The following is a 12,391-nucleotide window of genomic DNA, read 5'->3' on the forward strand; positions in this document are numbered from 1 at the left end:
CTCCTGTCAGAATATGCCAAACAAAGCGCCAAAAATAGAAACGGCAATAATCAGGACCATAATAATCGTAAAGTTTTGATTGCGTTTTAACAGCCACCAGTAAATACCGAATACGGCCAGCAGCGGTAAAATACCAGGGACAATATTGTCGATGACCTGCTGCAAAATAAACGGCTTATTTTGGTTACCAAAACTAAACTGGAGCGGCGTGCTTAGCTTCACGTAAGTCGACGACAGCGCGCCCATCATAAACAGCCCGAGGGTGCTGGCGCCGTTTATCAAGGTGCGGATATGCCCCGACTGCAGGATTTCGCGAATTGACGCCTGACCCGCCCGATAGCCGTAGGCGGCGAGCTTGCGTCCGACGACGATCTGGATCAGCGGCAGCATCAGTAAGAAAAATGCGCCCAGAATACTGCCATTGGTTGAGAGCGTGACGGCAAGGCCAAAAATAATCGGCTTTAAGGTCGCCCAGTCAATGGAATCGCCTATTCCCGCCATCGGCCCCATGAGCCCGGTTTTAATACCGGTAATAGTATCATCATCAATATCGGCCCCCCTGGCCTTCTGCTCCTCCATCGCGATCACAATACCGTTAATCGGCGCGCCGTAGACGGCTTCAGTATTGTAGAATACCAGATGACGCTTGATCGCCTGCTTCAGGTCTTCCTTCTCCGGATACAGTTTTTGTAAAATCGGCAAAATAGCGGTGACGAATCCCAGGGCCTGCAGGCGTTCGTATGAGATCCCCATTTCAGCGACGATATAGTAATAAAGCCAGCTGTTCTTTACGTCTTTTTCAGTAATTTGTTTGGAGTCCATAGCGTTTATCCTCAGGCACCTTTTTGGTTTTGATAATAGGAGATAAGCAGAACCGCGCTGAGACCAAAAATAGCGGCGCCAAATACTGGAATACCGCTAAACTGCACCAGAAAGTAACCAATAAAGAACCATGGCAGGAGCGCAGCTTTACCAATCACAAAAATGGTCAGGGCGAATCCCAGCGCGGGAAGAAGCCCACCGGCAACGCTAAATCCGTGAATTAACCATTCCGGAACGCTATTCAGGAAAGCGGTAATGCTGTCTTTCCCGTACATATTGGCTAAAAAGGGAACCGGGAAGCGAATAAAGAAGCCAAGGACCGTCGGCCATACGATCGCGCACATTTTTATCTGTCTGACGTTTCCCTCTTCCGCGTGCCTGTCGGCCATATGCACAAATGCGGCATTCACCGTTTTGCGGAACTGGTCTAAAAAGACCCCCATGACGCCGACCGGGACGGCGATAGCGATCGCCAGCGTCGGCGACAGCCCCGTATTCAGCGCCAGCGGAATAGCCACCAGCCCCGCCAGGCAGTCATCCGCGGGAAGATTCGAGCCCGCGGCCACCAGGCCGATATAAAGAATTTGGATCGCGGCGCCGATAATCACCGCCTGGGTGACGTCTCCCATAATCAGGCCGATAAGCACCGAGGCGAACAGCGGCTGACGAATCGCGTGGGTGATGGCATAGCCAACGTCCGTTTTACAAATCCAGTACCAGATGCCGGTAAAAATTGCGACTTCAACCATGATTAACCCTCCAGGCGGGCAATGGCTTTATCCAGGCTTAATTTGACTTCTTCCGGAGTCACCTGGAAATAAACCTCTGCACCACGTTGCCGTATATATTTCAGGTCTTGTAAATCCTGCTCATCGATCGAAATACCGCTGACGACGCTGCGCCGATTCACGCCACCGCCAAGGCCGCCAATCTGCACCGAGCTAAATAGCACCTCGCGCTCAACCAGCTTCTTAACGTTACCAATCGATTTAAAAAGGAGAAGCACATTATTTTTGCCATTACTAAAATAGCCATCGTGAAGCCGGGAGAGAAAGCTTTCTTCCGACAGGACGTGAACGTCAACGCCCGGAGGCGCCGCCATGACGTAGATATCCGCCAGAAAACTATCCTGCGATAGCTTATTATCAACAATAACAATTTCAGTTGCTGCGATGATGTTACGCCATTTTGTAATGACCTGACCGTGAATCAGTCGAAAATCGACCCGGACCAGTTTTATATTATTCATATTCATTACCATTGGTTATAGAGGTGATGTTTTTTATACTTCCGTTTCCTGCTTCAATAATTCGCAAGACAAGCTCAGGCAAAGCGAATTCTTCACGCTGCATTTCCGCTTCAATTAACATCGGTAAATTCATCCCGCAAATAACCGGGTAGCCTCTGAGTTTGGCAAAAATAGCCGCCACGTTAGAGGGCGTTCCGGCATAAATATCGGTAAAGATAATAATATTCTCCGGGGCGGCGGAGAGTAATGCTGAAATATCGTCCATGAGCTGTTCCGGCGCCATGCCCGGCTCAAGGGAAAAGCAGTAAACATTGTCCATTTTGCCTAAAATCATTTCACAGCTTTTGACTAACTCGCGGCCAAACCCACCGTGAGAAATCACCAGAATCCAGGGTGCAGCAATCTTTTGATCCATAAGAAATCCTGATAGAGATAATTAACCGCGGGATTTCCCTCCGGTGATATTAATCGTCGTTCCGGTGATGTAGCTGGCCCTGTCCGACAGTAACCAGCTCACCAGATCGGCGATCTCTTCCAGACGACCGGGCCGTCCGAGGGGGATTTTGTGGCTATAGTCTTCGTCTATGCTGGCGAAGGCCATTCCGCGGGTATAGGCCAGCGCTTTACGGTGCACAGCGTTCCCCATCGGCGTGGGTTCATTAATGCCCGGCGCGACGCCAACGACCCGAATGCCAAACGCCCCAAGCTCTTTCGCCCACGAGAGCGTAAAGCCGTGCAGCGCGGCTTTGGTTGCGGCATAGCAGCTTTGCCCTTTTGACCCCTCAATACCAGCTTCCGAGACGATATTAACGATCGCCCCGGACTTCTGGCCGATCATGATCCGCGCCGCTTCCTGGGTAAAAATAAAAGGGCCTTTTTGATTAATTCTGACCATAAAGTCAAAATCATCGTCGCTTAATTCATATTCAGGCTGGCTGCCGTAATAATCGACGAGCAGACGCGCGCGGTTGACCGCGGCATTATTCACCAGCCCGTCAAGACGCCCGTAGCGCGCGACGACATCGGCGATAAGCTGGCATACGGATGGACGGTCGGTAATATCGCACTGACGGTAATCAACGCCGCTGATAGCGCTCCCCGCCGCCGGCTGCTGAATATCCGCCACTACCACCTGAGCGCCGTTGCCGGCCAGCCCTTTCGCTATCCATTCGCCGATTCCTGAACAGCCGCCGGTAACAATAACCACTTTGGGACCCAGCGCGATCCACTGTGTTGATGCCATTTGCATTATCTCCAGTTGAGAGTCAGTGCAATGGCTATTACAATTTGCGTGCCAGTTTTATTTTAGTATATTTTTCAAATAGTTAAACATAGTGTTTAAGGTTTATTTTTCGTTAAACACTATTCACCCCGCTTTTCAACACTTCCTCTTCGGGCAGCGCGATCCACGGCTCCATCAGTTCATAAATCATCAATGCTTCGGTGGTTGTCAGCGAAATACGATATTTATTAATCAGCGTGCGAAAGGCATCCGGAACCAGGGCCATAAAGCGCTGCTGGCGGTCGTTAAGTTCAAACGCATCGCGGTGGGTCAGGCCATCATGGGTCAGCAGGCGCTCAATTAACGCCGCCAGATGCATAAAAAGATTGATCCTCAGATAGCTCTCAAAGTGAATGCTGTAGCTCAGCTCAAAATACTTAACAACCTGCTCCACTTCCTCAATGATGATATTCGGGTTGAGGAAGGTGAGATGGCTCACCACCCCTTCGAGGGTAAAAAGAATGACGATTTCATCAATCATCTTCTGCAGTTCATCCGCGGTGAGCAAATCTGAAAAGTAGTTTTTCCACAGCAGCTCGGGCCTGTCGTTGATGAGCTGTCGGGTATTAACCTGCGGAATATAGCCGGCATTGAGCTCGGTGGTGGTGATCAGCAAACGCGTGCCGTACAGGGCGCTATCGGCTTTCGAGAGTTTCCACTTCAGATCGTCATATTCCATGGTCACAATCTCCAGCGTGTCATCATCGATATAGCGGCGGGTAATTTCCTGCAGCTGGCGCGATACGCCCTCACCGGAAATACAGGAGATAATAATTTTATTGCCCTGCAGCAGGCCGGAATAGTAGCGGGCCTCTACCTCCCATGCGCCTTTAATACTGTCAACCACCTCCTTCATCGACAGCTGATGCTGAATTTTTCCCGCAATATCCAGCGCCATTGAGGTGCTGACGTTGTTCATCACCAGCAGATCGCCCTGAATATGCAGCTTTATTTCACTATAAATATCCTGCAGCGACCCCATATCGACCAGAATAATCATGCCGTGCTGCTCTTCCAGCTGATTAATCCAGGTCGTCAGATGGGAAATAATGCCGCGGGTATTTACCGAAAGCGGCATATCAAAGGCCTTAAGATAGAACCCGCCCAGCAGACGATTGGCGGTGCCGGCGATACTCGAGGCCGTCGAGCGCCCGTGCGCGACAACGATGCCCTGGATCAGCGGAGCGGACTCGATCTGATGATAAAAAATCGCGCTGAGCAGCGGCTTCATCAGGGCAAGCTGCGTACGGGGAAACTGTTTGGCAAACAGCGTAATACACTCATCCGCCAGCAGCCGCGCCCGCTGAGGAACGTAGGCGGTCACGCCGATGAGCCGCGCGACGCCGTCGGGATCGGCCTCCCTGCCCAGACACCACTGCAGGCTATGAAACACCGCTTTCTCCGCCGTCGCCGCAACGGCAATACCGGTTAGCTCGCTAAACTCCTGCAGCGTATCCCGAACCAGCTGCCAGACGATCCCGTGGTACAGATTGCCCCCGGGCAGGACGGCATGCTCCTCCAGCTTGTTGACGAACAGCGGCACGTTGGCGGCGCGACAAAAATTCTCCAGCAGCTGCTCATCGCGGCTTATCCAGGAGGTTGCCAGAAGATCGACGGGCTGCGTCCCGTCATCCTCCTCGCTAAAAGCGACCGTATCGTGCTCGCCGCGAACGCCGGAGGCGCTGCAGATGGCTATCTCCTCGGCGCCCCGCTGCGCCCACGCCGAGGCGCAAAGCACTTTGATTCGATTCTTTAGCTCACCGATATTGCCTTTTACCGGCGTGGCGAGCAGCTGGCGGATCGGCGCGCCGTCAACGCGGATTCGCTGCTTAAAACGTCGCGCTTCCCGGGCAAAGAAATGGGAGATAAGCGCCAGCCGCTCCATATAGGGGCGCGCGTTCCAGCCGGGCAGCTCAACGCTAACAGGAATACGTCGCAGGAAGGTGGTCAACAGTACGTTTTCGCTATTTTCCGTCGTCGCAAATACGAAGCGAACCTTCGCGTGATGGGGCTGACGGTTATCTCCTAAACGATAAAAATAACCTTTATCCATAAATAAAAAGAGCTTTTCCTGGTTCTCCGCCGACAGCCGATGTATTTCATCAAGAAAAAGAAAACCGCCGTCGGCCTCATCGAGCAGGCCGGATTTGTTTTTCTCCGCGCCGGTAAAAGCGCCTTTGATATAACCAAACAGGGTGCCGGATAAAAGCTCCGGATTATTCGCGTAATCGGCGCAGTTGAGTTCGATTAGCTTCGCCTGGGACGAGATAATCCCTACCGCTCCCGCGTGCTGGTGCAGCAGCTGCGCCAGATAGCTTTTGCCGACGCCGCTCTCTCCGGTAATCAATACCGGCAGGCCGCCATCGGGATAGCTGACCGCGGCGAGGCACAGCTCAACGGCATGCTTCAGGCTACCGTTGGCGCCAATCAGCGACTGGAATACGCCGGGGCTTTGCGGTTCATCAGCGGCCAGAGAAGGTATGCGGTCCGTTAGCCAGAAGCGCACGGGCCGCGTCGCCTCCTTACGTAAATAACCCTCATCGCACAGCTGATTCAGATAAAGGCTAATCACGCTGCGGCTCGCGGACGTAAAGGACTCATACTCGCGCGTGGTAAATCCTGATGCACTATCGCGATAAAGGGTATTCAGTTTGCGATAAAGATTCTCTTTTGCTGACATCGTTTCCCCGCAGTTGCCATCATTTCAGATGGGCAACCATGTTGCTTTAAACGGGCTTTAGCAAGAAGTCAGCGGTGTGAAACCAATCCATCTCACAGTTTCAATAAAAAACGCCCGGCCTGTTTCCAGACCGGGCGGCGTTTATTTTATATCAACCTGATAAAAAATATGCTTACCAAAGGGGTCAATCTCGTAGCCGGAAACATCTTTGCGCACCGGTTCGAAAATCGTCGAGTGGGCAATCATGACCGCCGGCATCCGATCGTGCATCATCTGCTGCGCCTGCCTGTAGAGCGCCTCGCGCTGCGGGCGATCGCTAATCGATTTCGCCTCGCTAATCAGCTTATCGAACGGCGGATAGCACCACTTCGCCGAGTTGGAGCCGCCGTTGGCCGACTGGCAGGTAAACAGCGGCCCGAAGAAGTTATCCGGATCGCCGGTGGCGGTCGTCCAGCCCATCAGCGCCGCCTGATGCTCGCCGTCCTTAACGCGCTTGAGGTATTCCCCCCACTCGTAGGTCGTGATTTTGGTCTGCACGCCAATTTTCGCCCAGTCCGCCTGAATCATCTCCGCCATACGCTTCGCGTTGGGGTTGTACGGGCGCTGGACCGGCATCGCCCACAGGTCGATGGTCAGGCCGTTGGCCATCCCCGCCTCCTGCAGCAGCGCTTTGGCCTTTTGCGGGTCATAGTCATAATCTTTCAGATCCGCATCCGCGCTCCAGACGCCCGGCGGCAGCAGATTTTTCGCCGCCGTACCGGTGCCGTGGAATACGGCTTCGATAATCGCCGGCTTATTAATCGCCAGCGCCAGCGCCTGGCGCACTTTGACATTATCCAGCGGCGGCTTTTGGGTATTGAAGGCAAGGAAACCGGTATTCAGGCCCGCCTTACTCAGCAAATTAATATTTTTATTTTCCTTCATTCGCGGCAGATCCGCAGGATTAGGGAACGGCATAACCTGGCACTCGTTCTTTTCCAGTTTGGCATAGCGCACCGACGCGTCCGGGGTAATGCTAAATACCAGGCGGTCGATCTTCGCTTTGCCCTGCCAATATTCCGGGAAGGCGGTATAAAGAATGCGCGAATCTTTTTGGTACTGGGCGAGCTTAAACGGCCCGGTGCCGATCGGATCGTTATCAACCCGCTCCGGCGTTCCCGCTTTAAGCATCGCATCCGCATACTCCGCCGACAGAATCGAGGCGAAGTACCAGCCGAGGTCGGCTACAAACGGCGCTTCCGGATGGGCTAAGGTAAAGCGCACCGTATAGTCATCAGGCTTATCAATCGCCGTAATCAGCTGGCCAAATTCGAGGCTTTCGAAATTGGAGTAGTTGCCGCTGGAGACGTTATGGTAAGGATGCTTCGGGTCCTTTTGCCGCATAAAGGAGAAGATCACATCATCGGCGTTAAAATCGCGCGTGGGAGTAAAGTACTTGTTGCTTTGAAACTTCACGCCCTTGCGCAAATGGAAGGTGTAGGTTTTACCATCCTCGCTGACCTCCCAGCTTTCGGCAAGGCTCGGCTGCAGCTCGGTGGTGCCGACCTTAAAGTCCACCAGCCGGTTATAGACCGGGACCGCGCTGGCGTCGACGCTGGTACCGGAGGTATAAAGTTGAGGATTGAAGTTCTCCGGCGATCCTTCGGAGCAGTAGACCAGGGTTTTGCCCGCGACGGCGGAACTGACCGTCAGAGCGGCGAATGCCAGGGCAAGCGTTGTGAGTTTGCGTTGCATTGGGTTTCCTTTTTAATTTGTCAGCTAATGAATAGCTTGTTGTTTTCCAATCCATACATAACACTAAAGCCTGATTGCAAACACCTGAAAAAATAATAAATAAGGAACGACTATGTCATCTCCACTCGCCGAACGGCTCACCCAGCGCTTCTTCCGCTACCTCGCGATTAGCAGCCAAAGCGATCCCCGCGCCACCACGCTGCCAACCACCGCAGGCCAGCACGAGATGGCGCGCGAGCTGGCGCAGGAGCTGCGCCAGCTGGGGTTGGACGATATCGAAATCGATGAGCACGCGACCGTCACCGCGGTGAAGAGAGGCAACGTGCCCGGGGCGCCGCGGATCGGTTTTATCACCCATATTGATACCGTCGACGTCGGGCTGTCGCCGGATATCCACCCGCAGATCCTGCGCTTCAACGGGGAAGACCTGTGCCTGAATGCGGAAAAAGAGATCTGGCTGCGGGTTGCCGAGCACCCGGAGATCCTCGCCTATCATGGAGAGGAGATTATTTTCAGCGACGGCACCAGCGTGCTGGGGGCCGATAACAAGTCGGCGGTGACGGTGGTGATGACGGTGCTGGAAAGCCTGACGCCGCAGGACCGCCACGGCGATATCGTGGTGGCGTTCGTCCCGGATGAAGAGGTTGGCCTGCGCGGCGCCAAGGCGCTCGACCTGAGCCGTTTCGCCGTCGATTTCGCGTGGACCATCGACTGCTGCGAGCTGGGGGAGATTGTCTATGAGAACTTCAACGCCGCGGCGGCGGAAATCCGCTTTACCGGCGTCACCGCGCATCCGATGTCGGCGAAAGGCGTGCTGGTCAACCCTCTGCTGATGGCCACCGAGTACATCAGCCACTTCGATCGCCAGCAGACCCCCGAACACACCGCCGGACGCGAAGGCTACGTGTGGTTTAACGGTATTCAGGGGGACCAGAGCAGCGCTCTGCTGCAGGCCAGCATTCGCGATTTCGACCTCGACGGCTTTAACCGCCGCAAGCAGCAGATCGGCGAGGTGGCGGCGAAAATCGCCGCGCGCTACCCAACGGCAAAAGTTGACTATCAGGTGAGCGATACCTACAGCAATATCAGCAACGCGCTGGGGGAAGACCGCCGGGCCATCGACCTGCTGTTTACCGCGATGGAGAGCCTGGGGATTACGCCAAAGCCGACGCCGATGCGCGGCGGCACCGACGGCGCGGCGCTGTCGGCCAAAGGCCTGCTAACGCCGAACTTCTTTACCGGCGCACATAACTTCCACTCAAAGTTTGAGTTTCTGCCGCTGCGCGCCTTTGAGGCCTCTTACCATACCGCGTTCCAGCTCTGCCTGCTGGCGGCGCGCTAGGCCGGTTTACGCGCCAGCATGGTGGCGAAGCGCAGCTTGATACGATTACCGCTGGCGTCGGTGCGGTGCAGCTCGCCGACCTCCTCGTTGTACTTGAGGAACGTCCAGCCGGCGTAATAGCTGCGCAGCTCTTCCGGCTTAAAGGCGAACGGGAAGCCGACGGTGCACGGATAATCTTCGGTATCCATCGCCGCCACGATCAGGTTATAGCCGCCCGGCCTGGTGCAGCGCTGCATGTTGGCGATAAGGCCGGGGATGGTTTTCGCTTCGAGGAACATCATCACCACGGTGGAGAGAATAAAATCGTACTCGCCGTCGAAGCTCAGGGTATTGAGGTCCTTGATTGCCGACTGCAGGTTATCAATCCCCTCCTGCGCCCGGATGGACTCCAGATTATCGATGCTCGCCGGGTTTTTATCCCAGGCGGTAACGTCATAGCCGTTGGCCGCCAGGTAGAGGCTGTTGCGCCCGTTACCGCAGCCGAGATCCAGGGTCTTTCCCGGCTGCATCAGCGTCGCGGCGTGCACCACCTCAGAGTGGGTGCGGATCATACCATATTTTTCAGTAAAGTAGTTTTCGTCACGGATAGTCATGCTTCATCCTTATTTTTTAACAGAGTGGCCCGCTCGACGCGGATCAGCAGCTTACCGCGCACCAGCAGCAGGAAAGTACGAATCAGCAGCAGCCCGATAATCAGATTGGTAAATATAAACAGCGGAATAGCCAAAAAGTGGAAAAACCCATTCGGCTGGCTGTGCCCAAGGCGCAGCCCGGTCGTCGCCAGCGCCGAGATGCCGAACGAGAAGCTCCAGAACGAGGCGTTGAACGGCTGGCGCAGATACCACGGCATCAGGCGCAGCATAAACAGCAGCTGCAGCAGGCCGTAGCCGAACAGTAGTTTGGCTAAGGTATCAGCCTCCCTGCCGTTGACGCTCAGCCAGGCGCTGCAGGCCACCAGCGCGGGCGCCAGCTGTATGCCCAGCGAGGTACGCAGCGCGGCGGGCAGCTCGCCGTCGCTGCGCAGTCGCTGTAGAATAACCGGTTCCAGGCTCAGCCAGGAGAAAATCCCGGCGCCGAGGAACACCAGCCCGGCGTCGTTAAAGCCCAGCGCGCCGCAGGCCATAGCGCTGATGAAGTTATTGGCCACCGTCGGCAGATAGAGCCCCGGCGTGGTCGCGTCGCTGGGGTGTCTGCCGCGCCACAGCCCGGCGCTTTGCCAGGCCGAATAGGAGAGCTGCAGCGCCACGCCGACGATAAACAGCCCCAGCGAGAGCGGGCGGCACCACGGCGCCAGGCCGATGGAGACCAGCATGGTGGTCGCCGGAAACAGGCTCACGAAGCTGCTGGCGACCGGGTGGCGCATCTCCTGGCGGATGCTCCACGGAAAGCGGATTGCACGAGTGATAAAGGCGGCGGCCAGCAGCGCCCATATCGTCATCGCCAGCAGCACCAGACCATCGCCGACGCTGCGGCTGACCGGCCAGATAGTGCTGGCATAGCGCCAGGCGAAGCCCATTCCGATAATGCCCAGCACCATGCCGAAATAGCCCGCAGGTAGGTTCAGTACTCGCCGATCCAACTCTTTTTTATTCATTTTGTTTAATTTTTCAATTTATCTTTAAGTCGCATTTTAAAAGAACCTTTGAAAACGCGCTACGGAGATCTTTGCTATGTTTATGTTAAGCAAAAGTAAAGGGAGCCACGGATGAATAAATATTGCCTGGGCGCGCAGGTTCGCCAGTTCCACTACCAGGAGGACGGAATTAAACATAGCGTAAACCTGCGGCAAATTGTGGCCTTACGTGATTTCGCCGACGTGAAAGCAGGCAGCGAAGGCGGCTGGCTGGACGATGAGGCGGCCCTGAGCCAGGAGGGAGAGTGCTGGATCTATGACGCCAACAGCGCGGTGTTCGCCGGCGCGCGGGTTGAAGGCAACGCGCGGCTCCGCGGCACCTGCACCGTCAGCCACGGCGCCATCGTCGGCGGCAATGCCCGGCTGGAGAGCGTCGACGTCAGCCACTACGCCCACATTTGTGACAACGTCACTATCACCGATTCGCAGGTGCGCGGCCGCTGCCGGCTGGCCGACGAGGCGCGAATCCTCCCCCGCTGCCTGATTATCGCCGCCCAGGGTCTTACCGACGGCGGTGAAAAAATCCTGCAAATTTACCAGCGGGCCACGGTCAGCGCCTCGCGGATCGTCCATCAGGCGCAAATTTACGGCGATGCCTTCGTCGAGCGGGCCTTCGTGGAGCATCGGGCGGAGATTTTCGACCACGCCCGGCTGGAGGGCAACGAGGTCAACGACGTCTGGGTTTGCGATAACGCGAGGGTGTACGACCACGCGCGGCTGATCGCCGGGCGCGAAGAGGACGCCATCCCGACCCTGCGCTACAGCTCTCAGGTGGCGGAAAATGCGGTGGTCGAGGGCAACTGCCTGCTCAAGCATCGGGTGATGGTGGGCGGTCACGCCCGGCTCTGCGGCGGCCCCATTCTGCTGGATGACGAGGTGCTAATTGCGGGCCACGCCCGCGTCAGCGGCGACGTGGTGATCGAACATCAGGTGGAAATTAGCGATAACGCGCTGATTGAAGCCCTTAACGGGGAGGCGATTCACCTGCGCGGCCGCAAGCTTATCGGCGGCGACGAGCATATCACCCGCACGCCGCTGGCCGGCTTTCTGTCACCGTGAATCCTCTGCGGCGCGGTAATCGATAATCCGCCCGTAGATATTCTGGTCGTCATAGGAGCCGTTCAGATATTCCGCCTGCTGCAGACAGCCTTCGAGGGTGAACCCGTTGCGCAAGGCCACCTGATTACTTTTGCGGTTAGCGACCCGGCACTTAATCACGAAGCGGCGCACGACGCCGCTGCGCGCATAGTAGTCCATAAAGGCCTGTAGCGCCTGCGAGAGCAGCCCCTGCCCCTGGTGGCTTTCGTCAATCCAGTAGCCGATATAGGCCGTCTTATTGATCGGTTCAATCTGGTTAAACGACAGAACGCCGACCATCTCATCCTGCTGGAACAGCAGAAACATTTTGGCGTAGCCGCGCTGGTGCAGCATGACGTTGCCCTGCACGTGGCGCCGGGTTTCATCTTCGCTGAGCACCTCTGCCGGCCAGCTCAGCGAGTGCTGAAGCCAGCCTTTGTTTTTTTCCACCAGCTGATGCAAGACGGTGACGTAACGCTCATCGACGGCGCGCAGCACCAGCCGGTCGTTTACGACGATCTCTTCCGCTGCGGGGGTATTTTCTGTGGTCATCGCACTCTCTCACTGCGCGC

Annotated in this window: 12 protein-coding genes; 2 read left to right on the top strand and 10 right to left on the bottom strand. The window is 55.8% G+C overall.

Features of this window, described 5'->3' with window-relative positions; all coding sequences use genetic code 11:
* Nucleotides 1-6: 6 nt before the first annotated feature.
* From AC1M2H_RS15075 to AC1M2H_RS15105, 7 genes are all read right to left on the bottom strand, one after another.
* Nucleotides 7-822 (bottom strand): PTS system mannose/fructose/sorbose family transporter subunit IID, encoded by an 816-nt coding sequence (locus AC1M2H_RS15075; RefSeq protein WP_480147943.1) that lies wholly within the window; start codon nucleotides 820-822, stop codon nucleotides 7-9.
* Between the two features lie 11 nt (nucleotides 823-833).
* Nucleotides 834-1,571 carry a PTS mannose/fructose/sorbose/N-acetylgalactosamine transporter subunit IIC gene (locus tag AC1M2H_RS15080; RefSeq protein WP_480147944.1) on the bottom strand — a complete coding sequence of 246 codons (738 nt, stop codon included), beginning with the start codon at nucleotides 1,569-1,571 and terminating at the stop codon, nucleotides 834-836.
* Between the two features lie 2 nt (nucleotides 1,572-1,573).
* Nucleotides 1,574-2,071 (bottom strand): PTS sugar transporter subunit IIB, encoded by a 498-nt coding sequence (locus tag AC1M2H_RS15085; RefSeq protein ID WP_480147945.1) that lies wholly within the window; start codon nucleotides 2,069-2,071, stop codon nucleotides 1,574-1,576.
* Nucleotides 2,064-2,486 (bottom strand): PTS sugar transporter subunit IIA, encoded by a 423-nt coding sequence (locus AC1M2H_RS15090; protein WP_480147946.1) that lies wholly within the window; start codon nucleotides 2,484-2,486, stop codon nucleotides 2,064-2,066. Before AC1M2H_RS15090 ends, AC1M2H_RS15085 begins: the two co-directional genes overlap by 8 nt.
* A 21-nt stretch (nucleotides 2,487-2,507) precedes the next feature.
* Nucleotides 2,508-3,314: a sorbitol-6-phosphate dehydrogenase subunit gene (locus AC1M2H_RS15095; protein ID WP_480147947.1), complete on the bottom strand. Its 807-nt coding sequence runs from the start codon at nucleotides 3,312-3,314 to the stop codon at nucleotides 2,508-2,510.
* 112 nt (nucleotides 3,315-3,426) lie between these two features.
* Entirely contained in the window at nucleotides 3,427-6,033 is a 2,607-nt protein-coding gene (locus tag AC1M2H_RS15100; RefSeq protein WP_480147948.1) for a sigma 54-interacting transcriptional regulator, read from the bottom strand.
* A 141-nt stretch (nucleotides 6,034-6,174) separates the two neighbouring features.
* Complete coding sequence (locus tag AC1M2H_RS15105) at nucleotides 6,175-7,767, bottom strand: ABC transporter substrate-binding protein (RefSeq protein ID WP_480147949.1); 1,593 nt, start codon at nucleotides 7,765-7,767, stop codon at nucleotides 6,175-6,177.
* A 112-nt stretch (nucleotides 7,768-7,879) separates the two neighbouring features.
* Between AC1M2H_RS15105 and pepT the strand changes: the two genes are divergently transcribed.
* A complete protein-coding gene (gene pepT, locus AC1M2H_RS15110; RefSeq protein WP_480147950.1) occupies nucleotides 7,880-9,109 on the top strand; it encodes a peptidase T in 1,230 nt (409 codons plus the stop codon).
* On the opposite strand, the gene tehB is transcribed toward pepT, so the two are convergent.
* Together tehB and tehA are read right to left on the bottom strand one after the other, a co-directional pair.
* On the bottom strand, nucleotides 9,106-9,702 hold the full coding sequence (gene tehB / locus AC1M2H_RS15115; RefSeq protein ID WP_480147951.1) for a tellurite resistance methyltransferase TehB: 597 nt from the start codon (nucleotides 9,700-9,702) through the stop codon (nucleotides 9,106-9,108). The genes pepT and tehB overlap by 4 nt on opposite strands.
* Entirely contained in the window at nucleotides 9,699-10,703 is a 1,005-nt protein-coding gene (tehA, locus tag AC1M2H_RS15120; protein WP_480147952.1) for a dicarboxylate transporter/tellurite-resistance protein TehA, read from the bottom strand. The genes tehB and tehA overlap by 4 nt, the downstream gene beginning before the upstream one ends.
* 111 nt (nucleotides 10,704-10,814) lie before the next feature.
* Here tehA and ydcK point away from each other — a divergent pair, with 111 nt between their 5' ends.
* Complete coding sequence (gene ydcK / locus AC1M2H_RS15125) at nucleotides 10,815-11,801, top strand: YdcK family protein (protein WP_480147953.1); 987 nt, start codon at nucleotides 10,815-10,817, stop codon at nucleotides 11,799-11,801.
* Here ydcK and rimL read toward each other — a convergent pair.
* The gene (gene rimL / locus AC1M2H_RS15130) at nucleotides 11,793-12,371 is read right to left on the bottom strand and encodes a 50S ribosomal protein L7/L12-serine acetyltransferase (protein ID WP_480147954.1); all 579 of its coding nucleotides are present in this window, start codon (nucleotides 12,369-12,371) and stop codon (nucleotides 11,793-11,795) included. The two genes, ydcK and rimL, sit on opposite strands and share 9 nt — an antisense overlap.
* Nucleotides 12,372-12,391 lie beyond the last annotated feature (20 nt).

The organism is Klebsiella sp. F11 (assembly GCF_056712265.1).

Bases quoted from the DNA above. Each gene is read 5' to 3' on its own strand.
- AC1M2H_RS15080 (WP_480147944.1), bottom strand. From the start codon at position 1,571: ATGGTTGAAGTCGCAATTTTTACCGGCATCTGGTACTGGATTTGTAAA.
- ydcK (WP_480147953.1), top strand. From the start codon at position 10,815: ATGAATAAATATTGCCTGGGCGCGCAGGTTCGCCAGTTCCACTACCAG.
- pepT (WP_480147950.1), top strand. From the start codon at position 7,880: ATGTCATCTCCACTCGCCGAACGGCTCACCCAGCGCTTCTTCCGCTAC.
- AC1M2H_RS15075 (WP_480147943.1), bottom strand. From the start codon at position 822: ATGGACTCCAAACAAATTACTGAAAAAGACGTAAAGAACAGCTGGCTT.
- tehA (WP_480147952.1), bottom strand. From the start codon at position 10,703: ATGAATAAAAAAGAGTTGGATCGGCGAGTACTGAACCTACCTGCGGGC.
- AC1M2H_RS15100 (WP_480147948.1), bottom strand. From the start codon at position 6,033: ATGTCAGCAAAAGAGAATCTTTATCGCAAACTGAATACCCTTTATCGC.
- AC1M2H_RS15090 (WP_480147946.1), bottom strand. From the start codon at position 2,486: ATGGATCAAAAGATTGCTGCACCCTGGATTCTGGTGATTTCTCACGGT.
- rimL (WP_480147954.1), bottom strand. From the start codon at position 12,371: ATGACCACAGAAAATACCCCCGCAGCGGAAGAGATCGTCGTAAACGAC.
- tehB (WP_480147951.1), bottom strand. From the start codon at position 9,702: ATGACTATCCGTGACGAAAACTACTTTACTGAAAAATATGGTATGATC.
- AC1M2H_RS15105 (WP_480147949.1), bottom strand. From the start codon at position 7,767: ATGCAACGCAAACTCACAACGCTTGCCCTGGCATTCGCCGCTCTGACG.
- AC1M2H_RS15095 (WP_480147947.1), bottom strand. From the start codon at position 3,314: ATGGCATCAACACAGTGGATCGCGCTGGGTCCCAAAGTGGTTATTGTT.
- AC1M2H_RS15085 (WP_480147945.1), bottom strand. From the start codon at position 2,071: ATGAATAATATAAAACTGGTCCGGGTCGATTTTCGACTGATTCACGGT.